General features: G+C 63.8%; 26 protein-coding genes. 12 read left to right on the plus strand and 14 right to left on the minus strand.

Annotation, left to right across the window (positions count from 1 at the left end; translation table 11 throughout):
• Positions 1-63 precede the first annotated feature (63 nt).
• From CAG44_RS23830 to CAG44_RS23850, 5 genes are all read left to right on the plus strand, one after another.
• A complete protein-coding gene (locus CAG44_RS23830) occupies positions 64-978 on the plus strand; it encodes a branched-chain amino acid ABC transporter permease (protein WP_013974411.1) in 915 nt (304 codons plus the stop codon).
• 2 nt (positions 979-980) lie between these two features.
• Positions 981-2282 carry a high-affinity branched-chain amino acid ABC transporter permease LivM gene (gene livM, locus CAG44_RS23835; RefSeq protein ID WP_085693113.1) on the plus strand — a complete coding sequence of 434 codons (1302 nt, stop codon included), beginning with the start codon at positions 981-983 and terminating at the stop codon, positions 2280-2282.
• Complete coding sequence (locus CAG44_RS23840; protein WP_025340815.1) at positions 2279-3154, plus strand: ATP-binding cassette domain-containing protein; 876 nt, start codon at positions 2279-2281, stop codon at positions 3152-3154. Before livM ends, CAG44_RS23840 begins: the two co-directional genes overlap by 4 nt.
• Positions 3151-3867: an ABC transporter ATP-binding protein gene (locus CAG44_RS23845; protein ID WP_015271986.1), complete on the plus strand. Its 717-nt coding sequence runs from the start codon at positions 3151-3153 to the stop codon at positions 3865-3867. The genes CAG44_RS23840 and CAG44_RS23845 overlap by 4 nt, the downstream gene beginning before the upstream one ends.
• A gap of 695 nt (positions 3868-4562) precedes the next feature.
• Positions 4563-5330, plus strand: coding sequence for an SDR family oxidoreductase (locus CAG44_RS23850; protein ID WP_075046516.1), 768 nt, complete (start codon positions 4563-4565; stop codon positions 5328-5330).
• A gap of 112 nt (positions 5331-5442) precedes the next feature.
• Here CAG44_RS23850 and CAG44_RS23855 read toward each other — a convergent pair whose 3' ends face one another.
• The 3 genes from CAG44_RS23855 to CAG44_RS23865 form a co-directional block, all read right to left on the minus strand.
• Positions 5443-6540 carry an AGE family epimerase/isomerase gene (locus CAG44_RS23855; protein ID WP_085693114.1) on the minus strand — a complete coding sequence of 366 codons (1098 nt, stop codon included), beginning with the start codon at positions 6538-6540 and terminating at the stop codon, positions 5443-5445.
• A 174-nt stretch (positions 6541-6714) separates the two neighbouring features.
• On the minus strand, positions 6715-7347 hold the full coding sequence (locus tag CAG44_RS23860) for a TetR family transcriptional regulator (RefSeq protein ID WP_085587934.1): 633 nt from the start codon (positions 7345-7347) through the stop codon (positions 6715-6717).
• A gap of 122 nt (positions 7348-7469) precedes the next feature.
• The gene (locus tag CAG44_RS23865) at positions 7470-8012 is read right to left on the minus strand and encodes a phage infection protein (protein ID WP_085599702.1); all 543 of its coding nucleotides are present in this window, start codon (positions 8010-8012) and stop codon (positions 7470-7472) included.
• Between the two features lie 341 nt (positions 8013-8353).
• Here CAG44_RS23865 and CAG44_RS23870 point away from each other — a divergent pair, with 341 nt between their 5' ends.
• Positions 8354-10420, plus strand: a complete 2067-nt coding sequence (locus CAG44_RS23870) for an AsmA family protein (protein ID WP_085693115.1) — start codon at positions 8354-8356, stop codon at positions 10418-10420.
• 129 nt (positions 10421-10549) lie between these two features.
• Here CAG44_RS23870 and CAG44_RS23875 read toward each other — a convergent pair whose 3' ends face one another.
• Together CAG44_RS23875 and osmE are read right to left on the minus strand one after the other, a co-directional pair.
• The gene (locus CAG44_RS23875) at positions 10550-11080 is read right to left on the minus strand and encodes a bacterioferritin (protein WP_025340810.1); all 531 of its coding nucleotides are present in this window, start codon (positions 11078-11080) and stop codon (positions 10550-10552) included.
• 48 nt (positions 11081-11128) lie between these two features.
• Positions 11129-11470, minus strand: a complete 342-nt coding sequence (gene osmE, locus CAG44_RS23880; RefSeq protein ID WP_015271980.1) for an osmotically-inducible lipoprotein OsmE — start codon at positions 11468-11470, stop codon at positions 11129-11131.
• 123 nt (positions 11471-11593) lie between these two features.
• On the opposite strand from osmE, the gene CAG44_RS23885 reads away from it, so the two are divergent.
• A complete protein-coding gene (locus tag CAG44_RS23885) occupies positions 11594-12484 on the plus strand; it encodes a triacylglycerol lipase (RefSeq protein WP_085587940.1) in 891 nt (296 codons plus the stop codon).
• Here the strand turns inward: CAG44_RS23885 and CAG44_RS23890 are convergent.
• The gene (locus CAG44_RS23890; protein ID WP_085693116.1) at positions 12481-13353 is read right to left on the minus strand and encodes a DMT family transporter; all 873 of its coding nucleotides are present in this window, start codon (positions 13351-13353) and stop codon (positions 12481-12483) included. The two genes, CAG44_RS23885 and CAG44_RS23890, sit on opposite strands and share 4 nt — an antisense overlap.
• 224 nt (positions 13354-13577) lie before the next feature.
• Between CAG44_RS23890 and CAG44_RS23895 the strand changes: the two genes are divergently transcribed.
• The 3 genes from CAG44_RS23895 to CAG44_RS23905 all read left to right on the plus strand — a co-directional run bounded on the left by CAG44_RS23895 (position 13578) and on the right by CAG44_RS23905 (position 15795).
• On the plus strand, positions 13578-14366 hold the full coding sequence (locus CAG44_RS23895) for a helix-turn-helix transcriptional regulator (protein ID WP_085587944.1): 789 nt from the start codon (positions 13578-13580) through the stop codon (positions 14364-14366).
• Between the two features lie 62 nt (positions 14367-14428).
• Positions 14429-14716, plus strand: a complete 288-nt coding sequence (locus CAG44_RS23900) for a PsiF family protein (protein ID WP_003258250.1) — start codon at positions 14429-14431, stop codon at positions 14714-14716.
• A 71-nt stretch (positions 14717-14787) separates the two neighbouring features.
• Positions 14788-15795, plus strand: coding sequence for an AI-2E family transporter (locus CAG44_RS23905; RefSeq protein WP_025340806.1), 1008 nt, complete (start codon positions 14788-14790; stop codon positions 15793-15795).
• A gap of 135 nt (positions 15796-15930) precedes the next feature.
• Here the strand turns inward: CAG44_RS23905 and CAG44_RS23915 are convergent, their stop codons facing one another.
• Positions 15931-17202, minus strand: coding sequence for an Hsp70 family protein (locus CAG44_RS23915; RefSeq protein WP_085693117.1), 1272 nt, complete (start codon positions 17200-17202; stop codon positions 15931-15933).
• A gap of 164 nt (positions 17203-17366) precedes the next feature.
• Between CAG44_RS23915 and cbpA the strand changes: the two genes are divergently transcribed.
• Both cbpA and CAG44_RS23925 read left to right on the plus strand, forming a co-directional pair.
• Entirely contained in the window at positions 17367-18320 is a 954-nt protein-coding gene (gene cbpA / locus CAG44_RS23920) for a curved DNA-binding protein (protein WP_025340804.1), read from the plus strand.
• A gap of 2 nt (positions 18321-18322) precedes the next feature.
• Positions 18323-18628: a chaperone modulator CbpM gene (locus CAG44_RS23925; protein ID WP_025340803.1), complete on the plus strand. Its 306-nt coding sequence runs from the start codon at positions 18323-18325 to the stop codon at positions 18626-18628.
• Between the two features lie 117 nt (positions 18629-18745).
• Here the strand turns inward: CAG44_RS23925 and CAG44_RS23930 are convergent, their stop codons facing one another.
• The 7 genes from CAG44_RS23930 to cycA all read right to left on the minus strand — a co-directional run bounded on the left by CAG44_RS23930 (position 18746) and on the right by cycA (position 26692).
• The gene (locus CAG44_RS23930) at positions 18746-19261 is read right to left on the minus strand and encodes a GNAT family N-acetyltransferase (protein WP_085587950.1); all 516 of its coding nucleotides are present in this window, start codon (positions 19259-19261) and stop codon (positions 18746-18748) included.
• Between the two features lie 31 nt (positions 19262-19292).
• Positions 19293-19991: an urea ABC transporter ATP-binding subunit UrtE gene (gene urtE / locus CAG44_RS23935; RefSeq protein ID WP_085587952.1), complete on the minus strand. Its 699-nt coding sequence runs from the start codon at positions 19989-19991 to the stop codon at positions 19293-19295.
• Between the two features lie 158 nt (positions 19992-20149).
• The gene (gene urtD / locus CAG44_RS23940; protein ID WP_178076921.1) at positions 20150-21007 is read right to left on the minus strand and encodes an urea ABC transporter ATP-binding protein UrtD; all 858 of its coding nucleotides are present in this window, start codon (positions 21005-21007) and stop codon (positions 20150-20152) included.
• Positions 21004-22083, minus strand: coding sequence for an urea ABC transporter permease subunit UrtC (gene urtC, locus CAG44_RS23945; RefSeq protein WP_025340800.1), 1080 nt, complete (start codon positions 22081-22083; stop codon positions 21004-21006). Before urtC ends, urtD begins: the two co-directional genes overlap by 4 nt.
• Positions 22083-23570, minus strand: a complete 1488-nt coding sequence (gene urtB, locus CAG44_RS23950) for an urea ABC transporter permease subunit UrtB (protein ID WP_085587954.1) — start codon at positions 23568-23570, stop codon at positions 22083-22085. Before urtB ends, urtC begins: the two co-directional genes overlap by 1 nt.
• Before the next feature lie 77 nt (positions 23571-23647).
• Complete coding sequence (gene urtA / locus CAG44_RS23955) at positions 23648-24913, minus strand: urea ABC transporter substrate-binding protein (RefSeq protein ID WP_013974390.1); 1266 nt, start codon at positions 24911-24913, stop codon at positions 23648-23650.
• A 372-nt stretch (positions 24914-25285) separates the two neighbouring features.
• On the minus strand, positions 25286-26692 hold the full coding sequence (gene cycA / locus CAG44_RS23960) for a D-serine/D-alanine/glycine transporter (protein WP_025340798.1): 1407 nt from the start codon (positions 26690-26692) through the stop codon (positions 25286-25288).
• Positions 26693-26897: the final 205 nt, after the last annotated feature.

A 26897-nucleotide genomic window follows, 5' to 3' on the forward strand; every position in this document is an offset into this window, starting at 1 on the left:
CCGCCTTGTCCCAGGCCCGCCGTGGTCGGCGCTCGTGCAATCTCAATCAGGTGAGATTGCGTTATGGATGGTATTTTCCTGCAGCAACTGGTCAACGGCCTGACCCTCGGGTCGGTCTATGGCCTGATCGCCATCGGCTACACAATGGTCTATGGCATCATCGGCATGATCAACTTCGCGCACGGCGAGGTGTATATGATTTCCGCGTACCTCGCGGCGATCAGCCTGGCATTGCTGGCTTATTTCGGTATCGAGTCGTTCCCCCTGTTGATGCTGGGCACCCTGTTGTTCACCATCGTCGTCACCGGCGTGTACGGCTTCACCATCGAACGCATCGCCTACAAACCCCTGCGCAACTCCACCCGCCTGGCACCGCTGATCAGTGCCATCGGCATCTCGCTGATCCTGCAGAACTACGCGCAGATCAGCCAGGGTGCCCGCCAGCAAGGCGTGCCAACCCTGCTGGAAGGTGCCTGGCGTGTCGAAGTGGGCACCGGCTTCGTGCAACTGACCTACACCAAGATCTTCATCCTGGTGGCAGCCTTCGTTGGCATGGGCCTGCTCACCTACGTGATCAAGTACACCAAGCTCGGCCGCATGTGCCGTGCCACCCAGCAAGACCGCAAGATGGCCTCGATCCTGGGCATCAACACCGACCGGGTGATCTCCTACGTGTTCGTCATCGGTGCGGTGATGGCCGCCCTGGCCGGCGTGCTGATCACCATGAACTACGGCACCTTCGACTTCTACGCCGGCTTCATCATCGGCATCAAGGCGTTCACCGCCGCGGTGCTCGGCGGTATCGGCTCGCTGCCTGGCGCCATGCTCGGCGGGATCATCCTGGGTATTTCCGAGTCGCTGTTCTCTGGCCTGATCAACTCCGACTACAAGGACGTGTTCAGCTTCTCGCTGCTGGTGATGATCCTTATCTTCCGCCCACAAGGCCTGCTGGGTCGCCCGCTCGTGGCTAAGGTGTGAACATGTCCATTGCCAAAACTGCCTCCGTTACTGAAACCAGAAGTTTCGACATCAAACGCAGCCTGCTGGAGACGATCGTCGCCGGCCTGCTGGCACTCATCGTATTTGGCCCTGTGGTCGGCGTGGTGCTCGACGGCTACACCTTCAATGCCGAGCCGCGGCGTGTGGCCTGGCTGGTCGGCGGGGTGATGCTGGGGCGCTTCCTGCTCAGCCTGTACCTGCAGACGGCCGCCGGCTCGCGCATGCTCCAGGGCTTCGAAAGCGGTGGCTCGGGCGTGCATGTGCGCGCGCCGGACTACGTATCGCGGCTGCGCTATATCATCCCTGCGCTGGTGGTGATTGCGATCATCTTCCCGATCTTCGCCAACAAGTACCTGCTGACCGTGGTCATCCTCGGCTTGATCTACGTGCTGCTGGGCCTGGGGCTGAACATCGTGGTCGGCCTGGCCGGCCTGCTCGACCTGGGCTACGTGGCGTTCTATGCCATCGGTGCGTACGGCCTGGCGCTGGGTTACCAGTACCTTGGCCTGGGCTTCTGGAGCGTGCTGCCACTGGCGGCCATAGCTGCGGCGCTGGCGGGGTGCATACTCGGTTTCCCGGTGTTGCGGATGCACGGCGACTACCTGGCGATCGTGACCCTGGGCTTCGGCGAGATTATCCGCCTGGTGCTGAACAACTGGTTGTCGTTCACCGGCGGCCCGAACGGCATGCCGGCACCGGCGCCGACCTTCTTCGGCCTGGAGTTCGGCCGTAGGGCCAAGGACGGTGGGGTACCGATCCACGAGTTCTTCGGCTTCGATTACAACGCCAACCTCAAGTTCGTGTTCATCTACGCAGTGCTGTTCATCGTCGTGCTGGCCGTGCTGTACATCAAGCATCGCCTGACCCGCATGCCGGTCGGCCGTGCCTGGGAAGCGCTACGCGAAGACGAGATCGCCTGCCGCTCGATGGGCCTGAACCACGTGCTGGTCAAGCTCTCGGCGTTCACCCTGGGCGCTTCCACCGCTGGCCTGGCCGGGGTGTTCTTTGCCACCTACCAGGGCTTCGTCAACCCGTCGTCGTTCACCTTCTTCGAGTCGGCGCTGATCCTCGCCATCGTCGTGCTCGGTGGCATGGGCTCGACCGTAGGTGTGGTGATCGCGGCCTTCGTGCTGACCGTGGCGCCCGAGCTGCTGCGCAGCTTCTCCGAATACCGCGTGCTGCTGTTCGGTGTGCTGATGGTGCTGATGATGATCTGGCGACCGCGTGGGCTGATCCGCATCAGCCGTACCGGTGTGACCCCGCGTAAAGGAGTGGCGCCATGAGCGACGATATCATTCTCTCGGTCGACAACCTGATGATGCAGTTCGGTGGCATCAAGGCGCTCAGCGATGTCAGCCTGAAGGTCCGGCGCAACCAGATCTTCGCCCTGATCGGCCCCAACGGTGCGGGCAAGACTACTGTGTTCAACTGCCTGACCGGGTTCTACAAGGCCAGTGGCGGGCGCATCGAGCTGAACGTGCGCGGCAGCCACACCAATGTCATCCAGCTGCTCGGCGAGCGCTTCCAGGTGGCGGACTTCGTCTCGCCGGCGCGCTTTGCCAACCGCATGTACTACAAGATGTTCGGCGGTACCCACCTGGTCAACCGCGCCGGCCTGGCACGCACCTTCCAGAACATTCGCCTGTTCAAGGAAATGTCGGTGGTGGAGAACCTGCTGGTGGCCCAGCACATGTGGGTCAACCGCAACCTGCTGGCCGGGGTGCTCAACACCAAGGCCTACCGCAAGGCCGAGAGTGACGCACTGGACCACGCGTTCTACTGGCTGGAGGTGGTCGACCTGGTCGATTGCGCCAACCGCCTGGCTGGCGAGTTGTCGTACGGCCAGCAGCGCCGCCTGGAAATTGCCCGGGCCATGTGCACGCGGCCGAAGATCATCTGCCTGGACGAACCGGCAGCTGGCCTTAACCCACAGGAAACCGAAGCTCTCAGCCGCATGATCCGCGTGCTGCGCGACGAGCACGACATCACCGTGGTGCTGATCGAACACGACATGGGCATGGTCATGAGCATTTCCGACCATATCGTGGTGCTCGACCACGGCAACGTGATTGCCGAAGGCGCGCCGCAGGATATCCGCCACAACCCGACGGTGATCGCTGCCTACCTGGGTGCCGATGAAGAGGAACTGGTATGAGTGCACCCATTCTCGAACTGAAGGACCTGGACGTGTTCTACGGCCCGATCCAGGCGCTGAAAAAGGTCTCGATGCACATCAACGAGGGCGAGACGGTCAGCCTGATCGGCGCCAACGGTGCTGGCAAGTCGACCCTGCTGATGTCGATCTTCGGCCAGCCGCGGGCGGCGTCGGGGCATATCGTGTACCGCGGCACCGACATCACTCGCAAGTCGTCGCACTACATCGCTTCCAACGGCATCGCCCAGTCGCCGGAAGGGCGCCGGGTGTTCCCCGACATGACCGTCGAGGAGAACCTGATGATGGGTACCATCCCCATCGGTGACAAGCATGCCGATGAAGACATGCAGCGCATGTACGAGCTGTTCCCGCGCCTGAAAGAGCGGCGTAACCAGAGGGCCATGACCATGTCCGGTGGCGAGCAGCAGATGCTGGCTATTGCCCGCGCGCTGATGAGCCGGCCAAAGTTGTTGCTGCTGGATGAGCCATCGCTGGGGCTGGCGCCGATCGTGGTCAAGCAGATCTTCTCGACCTTGCGTGAATTGGCCAAGACCGGGATGACCATCTTCCTGGTGGAGCAGAACGCCAACCATGCGCTGAAACTGTCGGACCGGGCTTATGTGATGGTCAACGGGCAGATTCGCATGAGCGGCACGGGGCAGGAGCTGTTGGTCAACGAGGAAGTGCGCAACGCCTATCTCGGCGGGCATTGAGTTGCATTCGGGGGCCGCTTTGCGGCCCTTTCGCCGGCAAGCCAGCTCCCACAGGTACTGCACTGCCCTCAGGGCCTGTGTGGTCCCTGTGGGAGCTGGCTTGCCGGCGATGGGCTGCAAAGCAGCCCCATTCTCGATGTGGACAACTTCTACCACGCCTCTCCGTTCACGCATCACCACCCCATCCCAAGCCCTTGTTTCCACAGGCCCGATCTTTTCCACGGATAATGTGGAACCGCCTGTGGAAAACATGGTGGCATCTCGCTCAAGCCCTTTGATACCAAGCCCTGCAGCTTCATGATCATTTTTTGATCACAGGCGCCTTGTGGATGATTTTCCCAGGTTTTTCAAAGCCCTGCGTTCATTCCAAGGCTCGCGCAAAGCCTGTGGATAACCCTGTGAAAAAACCTTGGACAGACCGCTGCAGGCGGCATGCTTGAAAGCCTTGCGCCATCACCGAAAAGATATCCACCGACCACAAGTCGCTGAAAGGGTTCCGCACCATGGACAAGTTGCCCCCAATCCGTGGGGAAAGCCTTGTGGATAACGTGCGCATAGCTGGTGCCGAGCCCTCTGCTGCAAGGGTTTGCCGCATATGATCAAAAAATGAACAGTGCCCCGGGCGGGTTGCTGCAAGCGCCCGGCGCGGGCATGCTGCAAGACTGCCGATGACAATCCACCGTGAGGAACAGAGCATGACGTCCACCGTATTCATCACTGGCGCGACTTCCGGTTTCGGCGAGGCCACTGCCCGCCGCTTCGCCGAAGCCGGCTGGAAGCTGGTGCTCACTGGCCGCCGCAAGGAGCGCCTGGACGCCCTGTGCGCCGAACTGTCGGCAAAGACCGAAGTACACGGCCTGGTGCTCGACGTGCGTGACCGCAAGGCCATGGAGCAGGCCATCGCCAGCCTGCCGGCCGGCTTCGACAAGCTGCGCGGCCTGGTCAACAACGCAGGCCTGGCGCTGGGTGTGGACGCGGCGCAGAACTGCAGCCTGGACGACTGGGAAACCATGGTCGACACCAACATCAAGGGCCTGATGTACACCACCCGCCTGCTGCTGCCACGGCTGATCGCCCATGGCCGTGGGGCGTCGATCCTCAACGTAGGTTCGGTGGCGGGCAACTACCCGTACCCGGGCAGCAACGTGTACGGCGGCACCAAGGCCTTCGTCGGCCAGTTCTCGTTGAGCCTGCGCTGCGACCTGCGGGGTACGGGCGTGCGCGTGAGCAACATCGAGCCGGGCCTGTGCGAGAGCGAGTTCTCGCTGGTGCGCTTCGGCGGTGACCAGGCCAAATACGACGCCACCTATGCCGGTGCCGAGCCGATCCAGCCGCAGGACATTGCCGAAACCATCTTCTGGATCCTCAACCAGCCGGCGCATATCAACATCAACAGCCTGGAGCTGATGCCGGTGAGCCAGGATTGGGCAGGGTTCTCGATCGACCGATCGGTCAAGGGCTGATCAGAAAAGCGGGGCCGCTATGCGGCCCATCGCCGGCAAGCCAGCTCCCACAGGATGGCGCATTTCTCAAGGCCGCACTGTACCTGTGGGAGCTGGCTTGCCGGCGATGGCGTCAGCTCAGGCGCTGCAGCCCTTCCAGGCAAGTCGCCAAATGATAGGGCGTAGTAGAAGGCATATCATGCCGGCTGACACTACCTTGCCCATCCCGGCACTCATACCAGCCCGCCTCACGCAGGAACCGCGCTTCCAGCGCCTGCAACTGCCCGGCCAGCTTCGCCTCGCCCCCTGCCCGCAACACCAGCGCCCGCAGGTATTCCGCCTGCGCCCAGATCCGCTGGGTGGCGTCGAGCACCTGGCCATCCACATCCAGCATCGCCAGCACAGCGGCATCCTTCACCCCGTATTGCTCGGCGTAGCCGAAAGCCCGGTCGATGGACGCATGCAGCGGCGTATCACGCAGCAGTGGCGAGGTATGCAGCAGGTAGAACCACTCGAACTGGTGCCCCGGCTCGAACCAGTTATCCACAGTGCCGCGTGGCTTTTCCAGCATCAGGCCGTGGGCGGGGTCGATGAAGTGTTCCTGCAGCGCCGCGCACAGGTGCAGCAACGACTGCTGGGCATGCTCGTCGTCACGCACCGCCAGCACCTGCAGGAAGGCTTCGGCCAGGTGCATCTGCGGGTTTTGCAGCGGGCCGCTGCCAAGGTCTGCCCAGTCTTCAGCGAGGCTGGCTTCGTACAGGCCGTCGTCGCGGGCAAACTGCTGGTCGATGATGTCCAGCGCGGCGTTCAGCGTGGACTCCACCAGATTTTCACCCACCTTGCCCCAGTAATGTGCACAGGCGAAGACGATGAAGGCGTGGGTGTAGAGGTCCTTGCGCCGGTCCAGCGGTTTGCCCTGGGCGTCGATGCTGTAGAACCAGCCGCCGTGTTCGGCGTCGTGGAAGTGCTTCTGCAGCGAGCGGAACAAGGCGGCCGCACGCTCGGCTGCGCCCGGTTGCCCGATGCGGCTGCTGAACAGGTACAGCTGACGCGCGCAGGCCATGGCCCGGTAGCGCTGCACCGGCAATGGCTGGTGCTGGGCGTCCAGTGCCTCGTAGGGCAGGGCCATGTCGGCGTTCCAGCCCGGGCCTTGCCACAACGGCACGATGCGTTCGGCGAAGTGCTGGTTGAAGCGGGCCAGTTCGGGCAGGGTGGGGCGGGGGTCGGACATTTCGGCGCTCGTCGCTGTCGGGCAGGGCGCCATGGTAGCAGAACTGGGTTGTGGGTAGCCTGTGCCGGCCCTATCGCCGGCAAGCCAGCTCCCACAGGTACTTCACATTGCGCGGGCCTGTGGTGATCCTGTGGGAGCCGGCTTGCCGGCGATAGGGCCAGTACAGGCTACCGATCAGCCCGGGTTGCCCAACCCCTGCCAATGCCGCGCCCCCACGAAGATGAAGCGCAACTGCTGGGTGATCTTTTCCTGTGGCGTCAACGCCTGTGGATAACCCGCTTCGGGGCTGTCGATAAGCTCTGGCAGGGTGGCGAACACGGTTTTCACCACCAGGTCGGCCATCACCGCCAGCGCGGCGCCGTCCAGGTGCTGCCAGCGCTTCATCCGCGCCAGGTCGGTGGCCAGGTCGTCGCTGATGTCCTGGCGCAGGCGGGCAATGGCCTGGCGTACGGCCTGCGAACCGCCGTACTGCTCACGGGCGAGGAACAGGAACTGCGCACGGTGGGCGGCGACCACGTCGAGGAAGATGCGCACCGAGGCGTCGGTGATGCCGCCCAGTTCGAATTCGTTCTGGCGCACCAGGCGGATGGTCTGGCGGAAGGTAGTGTCGACCTCGGCAACCAGGGCCAGGCCCAGGGCGTCCATGTCGGAAAAATGCCGGTAGAAGCCGGTGGGTACGATGCCGGCCGTCTTCGCCACTTCGCGCAGGCTGATACTGCCGAAACCACGGCCACTCTCCATGAGCTGGCAGGCGGCATCGAGCAGGGCCTGGCGGGTCTGTAGCTTCTGTTCGGCGCGCGGCAGCATGGTGCGGGCTTCTGTGGCGGTAAGGCTGGGCACTCTAGTTAAAAAAACAAAGCCCGGTCAATGGACCGGGCCTGGAGGGGAGCAAGCGTTGTGACAGAGGTTGTTCTTTTCGGCCATGGTGATCAGCTCACACGGCTGAGTTCAACCAGGCGATCGGAGCCACCTTCGGCAACGCGGCCACTACGTTCGATCAGGCGATCGGAGCCACCTTCGGCAACGCGGCCACTACGTTCGATCAGGCGATCCGAGCCACCTTCGGCAACGCGGCCACTACGTTCGATCAGGCGATCGGAGCCGCCTTCGGCAACACGGCCACTACGTTCGATCAGGCGATCGGAGCCACCTTCGGCAACACGGCCACTACGTTCGATCAGGCGATCGGAGCCACCTTCGGCAACACGGCCACTACGTTCGATCAAGCGATCCGAGCCGCCTTCGGCAACACGACCACTACGTTCGATCAGGCGATCCGAGCCGCCTTCGGCAACACGACCACTACGTTCGATCAGGCGATCAGCACCACCTTCGGCAACGGTTTTCAGCGGCTGGGCGATTTCGGCAGCGCTGGAGCGCGATTCGGCGGTCAGGTGTTGCTCGTCGGCTGGCAGGGCAAAAGCGTTGGCGGCCAGGATGGACAGGGTCAGGGTCAGCAGATGGCGTTTCATGATTTCGGTGCTCCTCTCGGGGGCTGGAAAGTGGGTACGGAGCCAATGCTACGCCGGGTAACGCCAGAGAGAAGTTCATACGGGTAATGGTAACAATCGACCGTATTGATAGAGGTTGCAAGCTGCTCTAGACAGCACTTTCCAGGCCGGAAGGTGGCAATTTGATGGCGATGTTTGCGGGTAACACGTATGGCCTGTCGCGACGAATTGCTGAGCAAAAGGCCAGGAAAAACTTCGCTATCATGGCGCCATCGATAAAACCCCACGGGTTTTCATCAGTCCGAGATATTGAGTGCCACCGCTGCACCTGTTCTGTGCCATACCGCAAGGAGAATCACGCAATGACGCGTCCCGCCAGAATCCTCGTCTGGACCTTCACCAGCCTGCTGACCCTGCTGGCGATTCTGGTGGTGGTGATCGCCACCTTCGACTGGAACCGCGTCAAGCCCCTGCTCAACGAGAAAGTCTCCGAGGCCCTGCAGCGACCCTTCGCGATCAATGGCAACCTTGCCGTGGACTGGCGCACCGAACCAGAAGAGGGGGGCTGGCGTGCCTGGGTGCCCTGGCCGCACTTCATTGCCGAAGACCTGACCCTGGGCAACCCCGAGTGGCTCAAGGAACCGAAGATGGTCGGCCTGGAGCGCGTGGCGTTCCGCCTGGCGCCGTTGCCGCTGCTGTTCCAGCAGATCAGCATCCCGCGCATCGACCTGACCAAGCCCACAGCCAGCCTCACCCGCCTGGCCGATGGCCGCGCCAACTGGATCTTCGACTTCGGCCCCAAGGATGAAAACGCAGAGCCTTCCAAATGGCAGCTGGACATTGGCGCCATCGGCTTCGACCAGGGCAATGTCAGCTTCGATGACCAAACCCTGAAAACCAGCATGAAGGTGCAGATCGACCCGCTGGGCAAGCCTGTCCCGTTCAGCGACATCGTCGGCAAGGCCAGCGCCGAGAAGGCCGGTGCCGCACAGGACTACGCCTTCGGGCTCAAGGCCCAGGGCCGCTACAAAGGCCAGCCGGTGTCCGGTACCGGCAAGATCGGCGGCCTGCTGGCCCTGCAGGACGCCAGCCAGCCGTTCCCGCTGCAGGCTGACGTGCGCATCGCCGACACCCATGTGGTGCTCGCCGGCACCCTGACCGACCCGCGCAACCTCGGCGCCCTCGACCTGCGCCTGCGCCTGTCCGGGGCCAGCCTGGGCAACCTCTACCCGCTGACCGGCGTAACCTTGCCCGACACCCCGGCCTATTCCACCGACGGCCACCTCAGCGCCAACCTGCACGCGGCGCAAGGGGCGACCTTCAACTACCAGGGCTTCAACGGCAAGATCGGTGACAGCGATATCCACGGCGACCTGGCCTTCGTTGCCAGCCAGCCACGGCCCAAGCTGTCCGGCAACCTGGTGTCCAACCAGTTGCTGTTCAAGGACCTGGCGCCGCTGATCGGCGCCGACTCCAACGCCGAGCAGAAGGCCCGTGGGGGTGCCAGCAAACAGCCGGCGGGCAAGGTGCTGCCGGTGGAAGAGTTCCGCACCGAGCGCTGGCGCACGATGGACGCCGACGTCACTTTCGCCGGCAAGCGCATCGTGCACAGCGCACAACTGCCGTTCAACGATCTGTCGGCCCACGTGATACTGGAGGACGGCCTGCTGCGCCTGGAGCCCCTGCGTTTTGGCGTGGCTGGCGGCAACCTCGCTTCCAGAATCCGCCTGGATGGCCGCAACGTACCGTTGCAGGGGCGTGCCCGGCTGACGGCGCGGGGCTTCAAGCTCAAGCAGTTGTTCCCTTCCTTTGCGCCGATGCAGACCAGCTTCGGTGAGTTGAATGGCGATGCCGATATCACTGGCCGGGGCAACTCGGTGGCCGCCTTGCTGGGCACGGCCAATGGCGACCTGCGCATGTTGATCAACGATGGCGCCATCAGCCGCAGCCTGATGGAGATTGCCGGGTTGAACGTGGGCAACTATGTGGTCGGCAAGCTGTTTGGTGATGAGGATGTGAAGATCAACTGTGCAGCGGCTGACGTGGGCATCAAGGATGGCCTGGCGACCACGCGCCTGTTCATCTTCGATACCGAGAACGCGATCATCTACATCAACGGCACGGCCAATTTCGCCACGGAGCAGCTGGACCTGAAAATTACCCCTGAATCGAAAGGGCTGCGGCTGTTCTCGCTGCGCTCGCCGCTGTATGTACGCGGGCCGTTCGCCAAGCCCAGTGCCGGGGTGCAGGCGGTGCCGCTGGCGTTGCGCGGGGCGGGGATGGTGGCGTTGGGTGTGGTTGCCGGGCCGGCGGCGGGGTTGCTGGCGCTGATTGCGCCTAGCAGCGGGGATGATCCCAACCAGTGCACGCCGCTGTTGCAGCAGATGAAGGCGGGCAAGGCGCCGGCGGTGGTGAAAGAGCGGAAATAGCAGGGGGCCGCTTCGCGGCCCATCGCGACACAAGGCCGCTCCCACAGGTATTTCACAGCCCTAAAGACTTGTGAAATACCTGTGGGAGCGGCCTTGTGTCGCGAAAGGGGCGCAAAGCGCCCCCAAGAATCACAAGCCTTGCAACAGGTCGGACATATCGTCCGCGTGCTCTTCTTCCTGCGCAAGGATGTCTTCAAAAATCCGCCGCGTAGTCGGATCTTTATCCCCTATGTACCGAATGATCTCGCGATAGCTATCGATGGCGATCCGCTCCGCCACCAGGTCTTCCAGCACCATCTCCTTCAATGAAGTGCCCGCCACATATTGGGCATGAGACCGCTTGCTCAGGTTGTCCGGGTTGAAATCCGGCTCTCCACCTAACTGCACGATCCGTTCGGCAAGCTTGTCGGCGTGCTCGGCTTCCTGGTTGGCATGCTCGAGGAATTCATCGGCAGCCACGCTGGCCTTGATGCCGCTGGCCATGAAGTAGTGACGCTTGTAGCGCAGCACGCAGACCAGTTCGGTGGCCAGTGAATCATTGAGCAGGCGCAGGATCTGTTGGCGATCAGCATCGTAACCCTCGGTCACCGCACCTTGCTCGACATGCTGGCGGGCACGTTCGCGCAGGGTTTGCACATCGGTCAGTTCAGTCGCATTCATGTTCATCTCCTGGAACATCAGGGTGGTCATGGATATGGCCTGGAAGGCTCAGGCGCCGTGGACGGCGTCGCTGTCTTCTTCGCGTTGTTTGCAAGTCTTGAAGCCCTTGGCGTCGACATGGCCGGTGGCGTCGAAGCGCACGTAGTAGGGCTGCTGGTGGCCATCGTGGTTGAGGATGTAGTCGTTGCAGGTGCCGCCATGGGGGAGGTCGATCACGTTGGACGGGCTGCCGCCGATGGCGATGACTTTCTGCATGGTCATGCCTTTTTCCACCTGCTTGACCAGCGGCTCGTCGCGGTAGGTGACGTAGTCCACGGGGTTTTCCGGGCGGCTGCCGCAGGCGGCGAGGGTGGCGCTTGCCAGAAGGATTGCCAGGGTCTGCTTGTACATGGTCCCGCTCCTTGCAAAGGGTATGTGTGGTTTGGAACCGCAGCGCGCGCCGGGAGTTCGATTGCGATGGTCATCAAGGCCGCTGTAGTGTTGGCCGGTCGTCCACGGAAAGGGGCTGGGGCAATGCAGCAGGAATTGGCCACGCGATACCCGTTGGTGCTGGTGCCGGGCATGCTCGGTTTTGTCCGGGTAGTGCTCTACCCCTACTGGTTCGGCATCGTGCCGGCCCTGCGCAAGGGCGGGGCGCAGGTGTTCCCGGTGCAGGTTTCGCCACTGCATTCCAGCGAGGTGCGCGGCGAGCAGTTGCTGGCCATCATCGAAGACATCTGCCTGCGCACCGGAGCTGAAAAGGTCAACCTCATCGGCCACAGCCAGGGTGCCCTGAGCGCGCGCTACGCGGCCGCCAGGCGGCCCGGGCGGGTGGCTTCGGTCACTTCGGTGGCGGGGCCCAACCATGGCTCGGAACTGGCCGACTACCTGGAGCGTACGGCACCGGGCGATTCCCCGCAGGGGCGCATCCTGAAGGCTGTGCTGCATGGCTTGGCCGTGCTGCTGGTGTGGCTGGAAACCGGCTGGCGCCGCGACCCGCTGCCGGTGGATGTACACGCCTCGCACCAGTCGTTGACCAGCGCCGGGGTGGCGCTGTTCAACCAGGCTTATCCACAGGGGTTGCCAGGCACCTGGGGCGGGGAAGGGGACTATGAGGTCGATGGCGTGCGCTATTACTCCTGGTCCGGCACCCTGCAGCCCGGCCTGACCGACCAGCGGCGCAACCGTTTCGACGGCAGCAGCCACTTCTGCCGCCTGTTCGCGCGCAGTTTCGTCAAGGAAAAGGGCCATTGCGACGGTATGGTCGGGCGCTTCAGTTCGCACCTGGGGCAGGTGATCGGCGACGATTACCCGCTCGACCACCTGGATATCGTCAACCAGTCGCTTGGTGCGGTGGGCAAGGGTGCCGAACCGGTGCGGCTGTTCACCGAACATGCCGCCCGGCTCAAGGCGGCAGGGCTCTAACGACGGATCGGTGTGGTCCAGCGCTCGGCCAGCACCACGCCCGCCAGGGTCAGCAGGCCGCCGACCAGGTGATAGCGGGCCAGCTGCTCGTCGAGCACCACGGCGGCGATCAGTGCCGTGACCAGCGGCAGCAGGTTGAAGAACAGCGTGGTGCGGCTGGGCCCCAGGCGGTGCACGGCCTGCATCCACACCAGGGGCGCGATCATCGAGGCCAGCACGCAGGCGTACAGCACCAGGCCGATGTTGCGGCTGTTCAGGCCAGTCTTGTCCGACAGCAGGAACAGCGGCAGCAGTACGACGATGGCTACCAGCACCTGCAGGTACAGCAGTTGCATCGGCGGCAGGCGCAGCTGCCATTTCTTCAGCAGGAAGCTGTACAGCGCGTAGGCCAGTGTGGCCACCAGCATCAGCAGATCGCCGCTGTTCAGGCCTTGTTGCAACAGGCTGGCGGGGTGGCCGGCGCTGACCACTTCAAGCACGCCGCAAAATGACACCAGCGCGCCCAGCAGGGCGCCGTAGCTCAGGCGTTGGCCCAGCCAGGCGATGGACAGTGCCAGTGACATCAGTGGCATCAGCGAAAGGATGATGCCCATGTTGGTGGCGCTGGTGATGCCGGCGGCGAAGTAGGCCAGGCTCTGATACAGCGCCATGCCCAGCACGCCCAGCACGAAAACCTTGCCCAGGTGCGGGCGAATGGCCGCGCGATTGCGCCACACGGCGGGCAGCAGGAACGGGGTGAACAACAGCGCGGCCAGCAGCCAGCGGTAGAAGCCGATCTCGGCGGGGTGGATGGCGCCGGCGGACATCTTGGTGACCACGGTGTTGCCGGCCCATATCAGGATGGCGGTCAGGGGGAACAGGTAGTTCATGTAGCAGGTTACTCGTTGGGGCTTGGATTGGGGCTGCTTTGCAGCCCTTCGCGGGCTTGCCCGCTCCCACAGGGATATCACAGGCCTGAAAGCTGGCGCAGATCCTGTGGGAGCGGGCAAGCCCGCGAAGGCCTGCGCAGCAGGCCCCGATGGCAGCCATTATCAACTGTCTGTCAACAAGCCTATACTCCTATCCAGACAACCCACCCCGCAAAGCAGACAGCATGCCGCGCAAATACCTCGACATTCCCCAGTTCACCCGGCTCCCGGCCCCGGTGTACTTCCGTCACGACGAGTTCGGTGCCGACACCCGCAGCGCCCTGCATCGCCACGCCTGGGGCCAGCTCAACTACACCGCCCACGGCGTGATGCACCTGGAGGTCGCCGGCCAGCACTTCCTGTCGCCGCCGCAATACGCCGTGTGGGTGCCGCCCGACACCGAGCATGGCTGCTACAACCCGCAGGCCATCGTCTACCGTTCGGTCTACCTGGACCGCAGCCTGTGCGCCGCACTGCCGCAGCAACCGTGCAGCCTGATGATCAGCGACATCCTCAAGGCCATCCTCGCCGACTTTGCCCGGCGCGACCTGCGGGTGGCCGAGGGTGAGCGCGACCAGCGCCTGGTGCAAGTGCTGCTCGACCAGTTGCTGCTGGCGCCCACCCAGGCCTGCTACCTGCCGTTTGCCCACAGCGAGGGCTTGCGCCAGGTGCTCGATGCCCTTGGTGCCCAGCCGGGCGACAACCGCCCGCTGGGCGAATGGGCCGCCCAGATTCATGTCAGCGAACGTACTTTGGCCCGGCAGTTCCTGCGCGAGCTGGGCATCAGTTTTGGTGAATGGCGGCTGCGCCTGCGCTTTTTGCGCGCCATCGAAGCGCTGGAGGCCGGCCAGCCGATCCAGGCCATCGCCTTCGACCTGGGCTACAGCAGCGCCTCGGCGTTCATCGCCATGTTCCAGCGCCAGGCCCAGTGCACGCCCGAGCAATACCGCCGCCAGGCACGGGCAGGGCGTTGAAATTCTTGGCTACACTCAGCTCGACCCCCGTGCATCGGGCGCGGAGCCAAGGAGACTACTCCATGAAAGTGCTGCAAATCCCCTTACTGGTGTTGGCGGTGTTGTTCAGCGCCCAAGGCTTCGCCGCCAATACCGCGCAGCAGGAAAAAATGAAAACCTGCAACGCCGACGCCACCGCCAAGGCCCTCAAGGGCGATGAGCGCAAAGCCTTCATGAGCACCTGCCTGAAGAAGGATGTGCCGCAAACCCAGCAAGAGAAGATGAAAACCTGCAACGCCGACGCCACCACCAAGGCCCTGAAGGGTGATGAGCGCAAAGCGTTCATGAGCGACTGCCTGAAGAAGAAATGACCTGCGCCTATGCCTGCAGACGTAAGGCTGGCAGACTGCGGGTCTTTCCCGTTGTCTGCCGTTGAGGCTGTATGACCTTCACCCCCCGCCAGGTCACCCTGGCCAGCTGGATCATCGTGTTTGCCGGCCTGTTGCTGGCGTTGCCCCTGAAATTGCTGCCGAGCCTGCTGGCCGGCCTGCTGGTGTTCGAGCTGGTCAACATGCTCACGCCGCGGTTGCAGCCGCTGATTGCCGGGCAGCGTGCCCGCTGGCTGGCTGTAGCGCTGCTCGGCACGCTGGTGGTCAGCACACTGACCCTGCTGTTTGCCGGTGCTTTCAGCTTTTTGCTGCACGAGGCGGAAAACCCCGGGGCTTCGCTGGACAAGTTCATGGCCCTGGTGGAGCGCGCCCGCGGGCAGCTGCCGCCGTTCATCGAAGGCTACCTGCCGGCCAGTGCGGCGGAGTTCAAGGTGGCCATCGGTGACTGGATCAAGAGCCACCTGAGCGACCTGCAGCTGGTGGGCAAGGGCATGGCGCACATGTTCGTCACCCTGTTGATCGGCATGATCCTTGGCGCCATCGTCGCCTTGCAGCGCATCCCCGACATCTCCCGGCGCAAGCCGCTGGCGGCGGCGCTGTTCGAGCGCCTGAGCCTGCTGGTGCAGGCGTTTCGCAACATCGTCTTCGCGCAGATCAAGATTTCGCTGCTTAACACTACCTTCACCGGCATCTTCCTGGCCGTGGTGCTGCCGATGTTCGACGTGCACCTGCCGCTGACCAAGACGCTGATCGTGCTGACCTTCCTGCTGGGCCTGCTGCCGGTGATCGGCAACCTGATGTCGAATACCCTGATCACCATCGTCGGCCTGTCGCTGTCGATCTGGGTGGCGGCGGCGGCGCTGGGTTACCTGATCGTCATCCACAAGGTTGAGTACTTCCTCAACGCGCGGATCGTGGGCGGGCAGATCAGTGCCAAGTCGTGGGAACTGCTGCTGGCGATGCTGGTGTTCGAAGCGGCGTTCGGGCTGCCGGGGGTGGTGGCGGGGCCGATCTACTATGCCTACCTGAAGAGTGAGCTGAAGCGGGCCGAACTGGTCTGATTCTTCATTAGCCTGTACCGGCCTCTTCGCGGGCTTGCCCGCTCCCACAGGTACTGCACAGGTCTTGGGTACTGTGCGGTCCCTGTGGGAGCGGGCAAGCCCGCGAAGGGGCCGGCACAGGCTGAAGAGCCTGGCTCAGGCTACGCCGTAGCGCTTGCGCGCCTCGATGGCCAGCCCGCTACCAATGCTGCCAAAGATGTTGCCTTCCACATGCCGCGCATTCGGCAGCATCGCCGACACGCTGTTGCGCAGCGCCGGAATCCCGCTGGAACCGCCGGTGAAGAACACCGTATCGACCTGTGTTTCGCTCACCCCAGCCTTGGCCAGCAGTTCGCTCACGCTACCACGCACCCGCTCCAGCAACCCTTCGATAGCCCCCTCGAACAGCGCCCGTGACAGGTCCACGCCCAGCTCGCGCTCGATGCGGCCGAGGTCGACGTGGCGGCTCTGCTGCTCGGTCAGCTCGATCTTGCTGGCCTCCACTTCCATCGCCAACCAGTGCCCGGCACGCTCTTCGATCAGCTTGAACAGGCGGTCGATGCCCAGCGTGTCCTCGATGTCATAGCGCATGCTGCCCAGCGCCAGCTGCGACTTCTGCGAGTACAGGGCGTTGATGGTGTGCCAGGTGGCGAGGTTGAGGTGATAGCTGGTCGGCATCAGCGCGCCGCTCTTCATGCGGCTGCCGTAGCCGAACAGCGGCATCACGCCCTGCAGGCTCAGCTGCTTGTCGAAGTCGGTACCGCCAATGTGCACACCGCCGGTGGCGAGGATGTCGCTCTGGCGCTCGGCCACCAGGTGGCGCTCGGGCGACAGGCGGATCAGGGTGAAGTCCGAGGTACCACCGCCAATGTCGACGATCAGCACCAGCTCTTCGCGGCTGATGCTCGACTCGTAGTCGAAGGCCGCGGCAATCGGCTCGTACTGGAACGACACATCCTTGAAGCCGATCTTGCGCGCCACTTCGGCCAGGGTGTCCTCGGCCTCCTGGTCGGCGGCCGGGTCTTCGTCGACGAAGAACACCGGGCGGCCCAGCACCACCTGCTCGAACTCACGCCCGGCAGCGGCCTCTGCGCGTTTTTTCAGCTCGCCGATGAACATGCCCAGCAGGTCCTTGAACGGCAGGGCGCTGCCCAGCACGCTGGTGTCGTGCTTGATCAGCTTGGAACCCAGCAGGCTTTTCAGCGAACGCATCAGGCGGCCTTCGTAGCCTTCCAGGTACTCATGCAGTGCCAGGCGGCCATATACCGGGCGACGCTCCTCGATGTTGAAGAACACCACCGAGGGCAAGGTGATCTTGCCGTCTTCCAGGGCAATCAGCGACTCGGCGCCTGGGCGGTGCCAGCCGACCGTGGAGTTGGAGGTGCCAAAGTCGATGCCCAGGGCGCGGGCCGGGGATACGTCAGACATGGGGAATGAGCTTCCGGAGGCAAAACGGCCGCGCAGTGTATGCCAGTTGGCTACAGAATCAAGACCGGTCGTCTGCCATGGAGCAAACCCAAGGCGGTCTTGAAAGGCTATGCTTGACCCCTATCTTCTTTTGCAACACGCACATTCACATTGGTGATCCATAGATGGACTTCAAAGACTATTACAAGATACTCGGCGTAGAGCCCACGGCGGACGACAAGGCGATCAAGGCCGCGTACCGCAAGCTGGCGCGCAAGTATCACCCCGATGTCAGCAAGGAGCGCGACGCCGAGGAAAAATTCAAGGAGGCCAACGAGGCCTACGAAGTGCTGGGCGACGCGCAGAAACGTGCCGAATTCGACGAAATCCGCAAGTACGGCGGCCAGCATGGCCGGCCGTTCCAGGCACCACCGGGCTGGGAAAGCCGCGGCGGTGGCGGTGGTTTCGAAGGCGGTGATTTTTCCGACTTTTTCAGCTCGATCTTTGGTGGCCGGGGCGGCAACCCGTTCGGTGGTGCCCGGCAGCAGCAACGCAGCGCCGGCAGGCGGGGGCAGGACGTGGAGCTAGAACTGGCGGTATTCCTTGAGGAGACCCTGAGCAAGGAGTCCAAGCAGATCAGCTTCCAGGTGCCGCAGACCAATGCCATGGGCCAGCGCACCGGCTTCACTACCAAGACCCTGAACGTGAAGATCCCGGCAGGGGTGACCGACGGCGAGCGCATCCGCCTCAAGGGCCAGGGCGCGCCGGGCAGTGGTGGCGGGGCCAATGGCGACCTGTTCCTGACCATTCGCATGGCACCGCACCCGCTGTTCGATGTCGAAGGTCATGACCTGATCATCACCGTGCCGCTGGCACCGTGGGAGGCAGCCCTGGGCGCCAAGGTGGCCGTGCCGACCCTGGACGGCAAGATCAACCTCACCATCCGCCCCGACAGCCAGAGCGGCCAGCGCCTGCGCGTACCGGGCAAGGGCCTGGCCAACAAGAGTGGCGAGCGCGGCAACCTTTACGCGCAGCTGAAAGTGGTCATGCCGCCAGCATCCGACGAGTCTGCCCGCGAATTGTGGACCAAGCTTTCCGAGAAGGCTGCGTTCAACCCGAGGACACAATGGAGTAAGTGATCATGAGCAGCACCCTGATCGTTCAACTGGACATGCGTACCTTGTGTCAGGAGGCCGATATCACGGCTGACTGCGTGATCGAAATCGTCGAGCACGGCATTGTCGAACCTTCCGGCCGAACGCCGGAGGACTGGTTGTTCGACGATCAGGCGCCGTTGTTGGCCAAACGTGCGGCGAAGCTGCATCAGGAGCTGGAACTGGAGTGGGAAGGGGTGGCGCTGGCGCTGGAGCTGCTGCAGGAAGTGCAGCAGTTGCGCAGCGAGAACAACATGCTGAGGCAGCGGTTGGGCAGGTTTACCCAGATGTGAGGTTTGCAGGCCCGGCCTCTTCGCGGGCTTGCCCGCTCCCACAGATACTGCACAGGCCTCGGAAAATGTGCGGTCCCTGTGGGAGCGGGCAAGCCCGCGAAGAATGTCACACAAGACTTAGCTTGGTTCTGCCCCCGGGTTCAGCACCAGCTGCATGAAGGTCAAGTCCAGCCACCGGCCAAACTTCACCCCCACCTGCGGCATCTGCCCGGTCACCACGAAGCCCAGCCGCTCGTGCAGGCGCACCGACGCTGCATTGCCGCTCTCGATGGCCGCCACCATCACATGCTTGCCACACTCGCGCGCACGCTCGACCAGCGCTGCCATCAGCACCGGCCCCAGCCCCTTGCCACGCTGGTCGCCGCGGATATACACCGAATGCTCAACGGTAAGGCGAAAGCCCTCGAACGGCCGCCAGTCGCCGAACGACGCATAGCCCAGCACACCGCTCTCATCCACCGCCACCAGGATCGGGTAACCCTGCTGCGCACGTGCGGCAAACCAGGCCAGGCGGTTGGCCAGGTCCACCGGGTTTTCGTTCCAGATCGCCGTGGTGTTGCGCACCGCGTCGTTGTAGATGTCGAGGATGCCCGGCACGTCGGTAGGCAGGGCGTCGCGGATTTCATGACTCATGACAGCGTCTCGCAGGGTAGTTGCTTGCAGATTAAATGGTTACCAGCCCGCGCACACCTTCGGCCTGCATGTTTTCGCCGCGGCCCCGCTGGATGATCTCGCCACGGGCCATCACCAGGTACTGGTCGGCCAGCTCCTCGGCGAAGTCGTAGAACTGCTCCACCAGCAGGATTGCCATGTCGCCACGCTCGGCGAGGCGGCGGATGACTGCGCCGATCTCCTTGATCACCGAAGGCTGGATGCCCTCGGTGGGCTCGTCGAGGATCAGCAGGCGCGGACGGCTGGCCAGGGCGCGGCCGATCGCCAGCTGTTGCTGCTGGCCGCCGGACAGGTCACCGCCACGGCGTTGTTTCATCTGTTCCAGCACGGGGAACAGTTCGTAGATGAAGGGCGGTACCTCCCGAGCTTCACGGGCGGGGAAGCGCGAAAGACCCATCAGCAGGTTTTCTTCGACAGTGAGACGCGGGAAGATCTCGCGGCCCTGGGGCACGTAGGCGATGCCGGCGTGGACCCGTTGCTGGGGCTTGAGGCTGGTGATCGGCTTGCCTTCCCATTCGATGTTGCCGTCGCGAGCCGGGACCAGGCCCATCAGGCAGCGCAGCAGGGTGGTCTTGCCAACGCCGTTGCGGCCCAGCAGGCAGGTGACTTCGCCGACCTTGGCCTCGAAGGACAGGCCCCGGAGGATATGGCTGCCGCCGTAGTACTGGTGCAGGGTGTCGATCTTGAGCATGTGTGTATTCCTGAAATTGTTGCTGTGCCTGTGCCGGCCCTTTCGCGGGCTTGCCCGCTCCCACAGGTACTACACAGGGCTCGAAAACTGTGGGTTTCCTGTGGGAGCGGGCAAGCCCGCGAAGAGGCCGGTACAGGCTTCAAAAATTCAAATGCCGGTCACCGGCCCAAGTAGACCTCGACCACCCGCTCATCCGCCTGCACCTGCTCCAGCGACCCTTCCGCCAGCACGCTGCCCTGGTGCAGCACGGTTACATGGTCGGCAATGCTGCCGACAAACCCCATGTCATGCTCCACCACCATCAGCGAATGCTTGCCTGCCAACCCCTTGAACAGCTCGGCGGTGAACTCGGTCTCGGCATCGGTCATGCCCGCCACCGGCTCGTCCAGCAACAGCAGTTGCGGCTCCTGCACCAGCAGCATGCCGATCTCCAGGAACTGCTTCTGCCCATGTGACAGCAAGCCCGCCTGGCGCTGGGCCAGCGGCAGCAGGCGCAAGGTGCCCAGCACCTCCTCGATGCGCTGGCGCTGCTCACCACCCAGGCGCGCTGCCAGGCTGGCCCATACCGACTTGTCGGTCTTCAGCGCCAGCTCCAGGTTTTCGAACACCGTCAACGCCTCGAACACCGTGGGCTTCTGGAACTTGCGGCCTATGCCGGCCTGGGCGATCTGGTATTCGCTCATGCGGGTCAGGTCGAGGGTGTCACCGAAATAGGCCGTACCGTTGTCGGGCCGGGTCTTGCCGGTGATCACATCCATCATCGTGGTCTTGCCGGCCCCGTTGGGGCCGATGATGCAGCGCAGCTCGCCCACGCCGATGTACAGGTTCAGCGCGTTCAGCGCCTTGAAGCCATCGAAGCTGACGCTGATGTCTTCCAGGCTCAGCACCGTGCCATGGCGGGTATCGAGGCCGGCCTTGCGGCTGTGGCCCAGGCCGATGGCGTCGCGGCCGGCGCCGAGGTTGTCGAACACCGGTTCGAGCATGAATTCCGGGTGGACCGGGGGCACGCCTCTCATGGCTGGCTCCTTTTCTTCAACAGGCCGACCACGCCCTTGGGCAGGTACAGGGTGACGAGGATGAACAACGCGCCGAGGAAGAACAGCCAGAACTCCGGGAAGGCCACGGTGAACCAGCTTTTCATGCCATTGACCAGGCCGGCGCCGAGCAGCGGGCCGATCAAGGTGCCGCGCCCGCCCAGGGCCACCCATACGGCGGCTTCGATGGAGTTGGTCGGCGACATCTCGCTGGGGTTGATGATGCCCACCTGCGGTACGTACAGCGCACCGGCCAGGCCGCACAGTACGGCGCTTAGCACCCACACCAGCAGCTTGAAACCGCGTGGGTCGTAGCCACAGAACATCAGGCGGTTTTCGGCGTCGCGCACGGCGGTGAGCAGGCGGCCGAACTTGCTGCGGGTGAGGCGCCAGCACAGGTACAGGCTGGCCAGCAGCAGGCCGACGGTGAGCAGGAACAGCACCGCGCGGGTGCCTTGGGCGGCAATGTCGAAGCCAAGGATGGTGCGGAAGCTGGTAAAGCCGTTGTTGCCGCCAAAGCCGGTTTCGTTGCGGAAGAACAGCAACATGCCGGCGAAGGTCAGCGCCTGGGTCATGATCGAGAAGTACACGCCCTTGATCCGCGAGCGGAAGGCGAACCAGCCGAACACCAGCGCCAGCAGCCCGGGCGCCAGCACCACCAGGCACAGGGCCCAGGCGAAATGCTGGGTGCCGGCCCAGTACCAGGGCAGCTCGCTCCACGACAGGAAGGTCATGAACCCTGGCAGGCCGTCACCGGCGGCCTGGCGCATCAGGTACATGCCCATGGCGTAGCCACCGAGGGCGAAGAACAGCCCGTGGCCCAGCGACAGCAGCCCGGCGTAGCCCCAGACCAGGTCCAGAGCCAGCGCGACGATGGCGTAGCAGAGGATCTTGCCGACCAGGGTAAGGGTGTAGGCCGACACTTGCAGGGCATGGTCCGCCGGCAGCAGCGACAGCAGCGGCAGGGCCACCAGCAGCAGGACGACGACGGCGCCGATGGCCAGGGTCAGGCGTGGCCCGGCCTTTTGCGTAGCGGTGACAAGCAGTGGCTGGTTCATCAGTCGATTACCCGTCCCTTGAGGGCGAACAGGCCTTGCGGGCGCTTCTGGATGAACAGAATGATCAACGCAAGGATGAGGATCTTGCCGAGCACGGCGCCGATCTGCGGCTCCAGCAGCTTGTTGGCGATGCCAAGGCCAAAGGCTGCCCACAGGCTGCCGGCCAACTGGCCGACGCCGCCGAGCACCACCACCAGGAACGAGTCGATGATGTAGCTCTGGCCCAGGTCCGGGCCGACGTTGCCGACCTGGCTCAGGGCCACGCCGCCTAGCCCGGCGATGCCCGAGCCGAGGCCGAAGGCGAGCATGTCTACGCGCCCGGTGGACACGCCGCAACAGGCGGCCATGTTGCGGTTCTGGGTGACTGCGCGCACGTTCAGGCCCAGCCGTGTGCGGTTGAGCAGCAGCCAGGTGAGCAGTACCACGGCCAAGGCGAAGCCGATGATCACCAGGCGGTTGTATGGCAGCACCAGGTTGGGCAGCAACTGGATGCCCCCCGACAGCCAGGCCGGGTTGCTGACTTCGACGTTCTGCGCGCCGAACAGCAGGCGGATGGCCTGGATCAGGATCAGGCTGATGCCCCAGGTCGCCAGCAGGGTTTCCAGTGGGCGGCCATACAGGTGGCGGATTACCGTGCGCTCCAACGCCATGCCGACCCCGGCACTGATGGCGAACGCCACCGGCAACGCGATCAGCGGGTAGAACTCGATGGCGCCGGGGGCGTAGCGCTGCAGCAGTACCTGGACCATGTAGGTGCTATAGGCGCCGAGCATCAGCATTTCGCCGTGGGCCATGTTGATCACCCCGAGCAGGCCGAAGGTGATGGCCAGGCCAAGGGCTGCCAGCAGCAGGATCGAGCCCAGCGACAGGCCGCTGAAGGCCTGGCCGAGCAGTTCGCCCACCAGCAGCTTGCGCTGCACCTGGGCCAGGCTGGTTTCGGCGGCGGTGCGCACGCCCGGGTCGGTTTCCGCGTTGGGTTGCAGCAAGGCTTCGAGGCGGGTGCGGGCCAGCGGGTCACCGGTTTCGCCGAGCAGGCGAACGGCGGCCAGGCGTACTGCCGGTTCGCTGGCGCCCAGTTGCAGGTTGGCCAGGGCCAGGCCGAGGGCGGCATGCACGGCGGCATCCGGTTCGCTGGCGAAGCGCCGGTCGAGGAAGGCCATTTGCGCCGGTTGCGCGCTTTTCTGTAGTTGTTGGGCAGCGGCCAGGCGGATGTCGCTGTTGTCGCTGAGTAACTGGTGGCTGGCCAGGGCGTTATCGATCAGGCCGCGCAGGCGGTTGTTCAGGCGCACCTTGCGCGTGTCGTCGGCGGCGATGCGGCCTTGGCGCAGGTTGTCCAGCAGCGGCAGGCGGGCGGCATCGGGTTGCGCGGCCCAGCCTTCGAGCAGGCGGGCTTGCTCGGCGGGCTTGGCAGCGAGGAAGAATTCGCCCTCGCTGGCCTGGGTTGCCAAGGGCATCAGCAGGAGCAGGGTGAGCAGCAGTCTGAGCATGCGGGTAATCCTGGAAATCGGCGGTGGATTCTTCGCGGGCGTGCCCGCGAATGGGCTGCAAAGCAGCCCCAGTGCACTCAGTTACCTTTCACGGCGTAATCAGGGCGCTTGTCGTTACCGGGAATGAACGGGCTCCATGGCTGCGCCCGCAGCGGTTGCTCGGTTTCCCAAACCACGCTGAACTGCCCGTCATCCTGGATCTCGCCGATCATCACCGGCTTGTGCAGGTGGTGGTTGGTCTTGTCCATGGTCAGGGTGAAACCGGACGGCGCCTCGAAGCTTTGCCCGGCCAGTGCTTCGCGCACCTTGTCGACATCGGTGGACTTGGCTTTCTCCACCGCCTGCGCCCACATGTGGATGCCCACGTAGGTGGCCTCCATCGGGTCGTTGGTCACCGCCTTGTCGGCGCCTGGCAGGCCCTTGGCCTTGGCGTAGGCCTTCCAGTCGGCGACGAATTTCTGGTTGACCGGGTTATCCACCGACTCGAAGTAGTTCCACGCCGCCAGATGGCCCACCAGCGGCTTGGTGTCGATGCCGCGCAGTTCTTCTTCTCCCACCGAGAACGCCACCACCGGCACGTCGGTGGCCTTCAGGCCCTGGTTGGCCAGCTCTTTGTAGAACGGCACGTTGGAGTCGCCGTTGACCGTGGAGATGACCGCGGTCTTGCCGCCGGCGGAGAACTTCTTGATGTTGGCGACGATGGTCTGGTAATCGCTGTGGCCGAACGGCGTGTACACCTCTTCGATGTCCTTGTCGGCCACGCCCTTGCTGTGCAGGAAGGCACGCAGGATCTTGTTGGTGGTGCGCGGGTAGACGTAGTCGGTGCCCAGCAGGAAGAAGCGCTTGGCGCTGCCGCCGTCCTCGCTCATCAGGTACTCCACGGCCGGGATGGCCTGCTGGTTGGGCGCGGCGCCGGTGTAGAACACGTTCGGCGACATCTCTTCACCCTCGTACTGCACCGGGTAGAACAGCAGGCCGTTAAGCTCTTCGAACACCGGCAGCACCGACTTGCGTGACACCGAGGTCCAGCAGCCGAACACCACTGCCACCTTGTCCTGGGTCAGCAGCTGTCGGCTCTTTTCGGCGAACAGCGGCCAGTTGGAGGCCGGGTCGACCACCACCGGTTCGAGCAGCTTGCCGTTCACGCCGCCCTTGGCGTTGATCTGCTCGATGGTCATCAGCGCCATGTCCTTGAGCGAAGTCTCGGAAATGGCCATGGTCCCCGACAGCGAATGCAGGATGCCGACCTTGATGGTTTCGGCGGCCTGGATGCTCCAGCTCAGGCCCATTGCGGCAATCGATGCGCTAAGGGTGAAGGCCTTGATCAGACTGCGTCGCTTCATGTGCTCTCTCCGCTGAGTTTTTATGTGTTGGGCAAGCGGGGAGGGGTGTTGCAAGGGGTGTGCCTAACGGCGGAAGGTGCGCAATAGAGGGGTTGTGCGAGGTGTTGGGGCGTTGGTTGGATCCAGGTTGGTGCCTGATGGATTTGTGTGCACAGGATTGGGGCCGCTGTGCGGCCCATCGCTGGCAAGCCAGCTCCCACCTCGACCGCATCGGCCTCGAGCCATGCGCTGTCCCTGGGGGAGCTGGCTTGCCGGCGATGAGGCCAGTACAGGCAACACAAGACAGTTGATAACGCATGACTTGAGGTCGATGCGGTCGAGGTGGGAGCCTGGCTTGCCGGCGAAAGGGCTGCAGAGCAGCCCCCAGGGTCATCAGCCGTTACGCACTGCCGTGCGCGGATGGCGCTTGCTGCGCACACCCTGATAGGTCACCGCCAGCAGCACGAACCAGATCGGCGTCACCAGCAACGCCGCGCGGGTATCGTCCTCCAGGCTCAGCAACACCAGGATGAAGGCAAAGAACACCAGGCACACGTAGCACATGAAGCGCCCGCCCGGCATCTTGTACTTCGAGGCCTGGTGCAGTGCCGCGCGGTGCTTGCGGTACTTCAGGTACGACAGCAGGATCAGTGTCCAGACGAACATGAACAGCACCGCCGAAACGGTGGTGACCAGAGTGAATGCCTCGACCACGTTCGGCACCAGGTAGATCAGCACTGCGCCCAGCAGCAGGCAGGTGCAGGAGAAGTACAGGCCGTTGGCTGGTACCGAGCGGCTCGACAGTTTCTCGAACGCCTTGGGTGCGTCACCCTCCTGGCTCAGGCCGTAGAGCATGCGGCTGGTGGAGAACACGCCGCTGTTGGCCGACGAGGCCGCCGAGGTCAGCACCACGAAGTTGATGATGCTCGCCGCCGCCGGCAGGCCGGCCAGCACGAACAGCTCCACGAACGGGCTCTTGCCCGGCACCACGTCGCGCCATGGGGTCACGGCCATGATCGCGATCAGCGCCAGCACGTAGAACACGATGATCCGTACCGGGATCGAGTTGATCGCCCGTGGCAGGGTGCGTTCCGGGTTCTTCGCTTCGGCGGCGGTGGTGCCTACCAGCTCGATGCCGACGAAGGCGAACACGGCGATCTGGAAGCCGGCGAAGAAGCCCATCAGGCCATTGGGGAACATGCCGCCGTCATTCCACAGGTTGGCCAGTTGCGCGGTGCGCCCGCTGGGCGAGGTGAAGCCGGTGATGACCATGTACAGGCCGGTGACGACCAGGCCGATGATGGCGACGATCTTGATCAGGGCGAACCAGAATTCCATTTCACCGAACATCTTCACCGTCACCAGGTTCAGCGACAGCAGCAGCCCTACGCAGGTCAGCGCCGGTATCCACTGCGGCAGTTCGGGGAACCAGAACTGCGTATAGGCCGCGATCGCGACCACGTCGGCGATGCCGGTGACTACCCAGCAGAACCAGTAGGTCCAGCCGGTGAAGTAGCCCGCCCAGGGGCCGAGCAGGTCGGCGGAGAAATCGATGAAGGACTTGTAGTTGAGGTTCGACAGCAGCAGTTCGCCCATGGCGCGCATGACGAAGAACAGCATGAAGCCGATGATCATGTAGACGAAGATGATCGACGGCCCGGCCAGGCTGATGGTCTTGCCCGAGCCCATGAACAGGCCGGTACCGATCGCGCCACCGATGGCGATCAGCTGGATGTGGCGGTTGGTCAGGTTGCGCTGCAGATGCTGTTCATCTGGCGCTGTGGGTGAGGTTTGCGTCATAGGCTGCATTCCGTTGGACAGTCGGTCGTCTTGTCAGAGGTAGCCGGCTAGGCTAACACGCGCGTTCCAGTTCGGGGCGCGACAGATCGACTCGACTTTTGGGGAGCAGTGTTGTGCCTTTGCCGGCCTCTTCGCGGGCTTGCCCGCTCCCACAGGTGCACCACAGGCCTCGAAATCTGTGGTGACCCTGTGGGAGCGGGCAAGC

It is taken from the genome of Pseudomonas sp. B13(2017), assembly GCF_002113245.1.
GTDB lineage: Bacteria > Pseudomonadota > Gammaproteobacteria > Pseudomonadales > Pseudomonadaceae > Aquipseudomonas > Aquipseudomonas putida_Z.

What these genes read in the sequence shown, in the direction of transcription:
- CAG44_RS23830 (WP_013974411.1), top strand. Translation starts at nt 64, where the DNA reads ATGGATGGTATTTTCCTGCAGCAACTGGTCAACGGCCTGACCCTCGGG.
- livM (WP_085693113.1), top strand. Translation starts at nt 981, where the DNA reads ATGTCCATTGCCAAAACTGCCTCCGTTACTGAAACCAGAAGTTTCGAC.
- CAG44_RS23840 (WP_025340815.1), top strand. Translation starts at nt 2,279, where the DNA reads ATGAGCGACGATATCATTCTCTCGGTCGACAACCTGATGATGCAGTTC.
- CAG44_RS23845 (WP_015271986.1), top strand. Translation starts at nt 3,151, where the DNA reads ATGAGTGCACCCATTCTCGAACTGAAGGACCTGGACGTGTTCTACGGC.
- CAG44_RS23850 (WP_075046516.1), top strand. Translation starts at nt 4,563, where the DNA reads ATGACGTCCACCGTATTCATCACTGGCGCGACTTCCGGTTTCGGCGAG.
- CAG44_RS23855 (WP_085693114.1), bottom strand. Translation starts at nt 6,540, where the DNA reads ATGTCCGACCCCCGCCCCACCCTGCCCGAACTGGCCCGCTTCAACCAG.
- CAG44_RS23860 (WP_085587934.1), bottom strand. Translation starts at nt 7,347, where the DNA reads ATGCTGCCGCGCGCCGAACAGAAGCTACAGACCCGCCAGGCCCTGCTC.
- CAG44_RS23865 (WP_085599702.1), bottom strand. Translation starts at nt 8,012, where the DNA reads ATGAAACGCCATCTGCTGACCCTGACCCTGTCCATCCTGGCCGCCAAC.
- CAG44_RS23870 (WP_085693115.1), top strand. Translation starts at nt 8,354, where the DNA reads ATGACGCGTCCCGCCAGAATCCTCGTCTGGACCTTCACCAGCCTGCTG.
- CAG44_RS23875 (WP_025340810.1), bottom strand. Translation starts at nt 11,080, where the DNA reads ATGAATGCGACTGAACTGACCGATGTGCAAACCCTGCGCGAACGTGCC.
- osmE (WP_015271980.1), bottom strand. Translation starts at nt 11,470, where the DNA reads ATGTACAAGCAGACCCTGGCAATCCTTCTGGCAAGCGCCACCCTCGCC.
- CAG44_RS23885 (WP_085587940.1), top strand. Translation starts at nt 11,594, where the DNA reads ATGCAGCAGGAATTGGCCACGCGATACCCGTTGGTGCTGGTGCCGGGC.
- CAG44_RS23890 (WP_085693116.1), bottom strand. Translation starts at nt 13,353, where the DNA reads ATGAACTACCTGTTCCCCCTGACCGCCATCCTGATATGGGCCGGCAAC.
- CAG44_RS23895 (WP_085587944.1), top strand. Translation starts at nt 13,578, where the DNA reads ATGCCGCGCAAATACCTCGACATTCCCCAGTTCACCCGGCTCCCGGCC.
- CAG44_RS23900 (WP_003258250.1), top strand. Translation starts at nt 14,429, where the DNA reads ATGAAAGTGCTGCAAATCCCCTTACTGGTGTTGGCGGTGTTGTTCAGC.
- CAG44_RS23905 (WP_025340806.1), top strand. Translation starts at nt 14,788, where the DNA reads ATGACCTTCACCCCCCGCCAGGTCACCCTGGCCAGCTGGATCATCGTG.
- CAG44_RS23915 (WP_085693117.1), bottom strand. Translation starts at nt 17,202, where the DNA reads ATGTCTGACGTATCCCCGGCCCGCGCCCTGGGCATCGACTTTGGCACC.
- cbpA (WP_025340804.1), top strand. Translation starts at nt 17,367, where the DNA reads ATGGACTTCAAAGACTATTACAAGATACTCGGCGTAGAGCCCACGGCG.
- CAG44_RS23925 (WP_025340803.1), top strand. Translation starts at nt 18,323, where the DNA reads ATGAGCAGCACCCTGATCGTTCAACTGGACATGCGTACCTTGTGTCAG.
- CAG44_RS23930 (WP_085587950.1), bottom strand. Translation starts at nt 19,261, where the DNA reads ATGAGTCATGAAATCCGCGACGCCCTGCCTACCGACGTGCCGGGCATC.
- urtE (WP_085587952.1), bottom strand. Translation starts at nt 19,991, where the DNA reads ATGCTCAAGATCGACACCCTGCACCAGTACTACGGCGGCAGCCATATC.
- urtD (WP_178076921.1), bottom strand. Translation starts at nt 21,007, where the DNA reads ATGAGAGGCGTGCCCCCGGTCCACCCGGAATTCATGCTCGAACCGGTG.
- urtC (WP_025340800.1), bottom strand. Translation starts at nt 22,083, where the DNA reads ATGAACCAGCCACTGCTTGTCACCGCTACGCAAAAGGCCGGGCCACGC.
- urtB (WP_085587954.1), bottom strand. Translation starts at nt 23,570, where the DNA reads ATGCTCAGACTGCTGCTCACCCTGCTCCTGCTGATGCCCTTGGCAACC.
- urtA (WP_013974390.1), bottom strand. Translation starts at nt 24,913, where the DNA reads ATGAAGCGACGCAGTCTGATCAAGGCCTTCACCCTTAGCGCATCGATT.
- cycA (WP_025340798.1), bottom strand. Translation starts at nt 26,692, where the DNA reads ATGACGCAAACCTCACCCACAGCGCCAGATGAACAGCATCTGCAGCGC.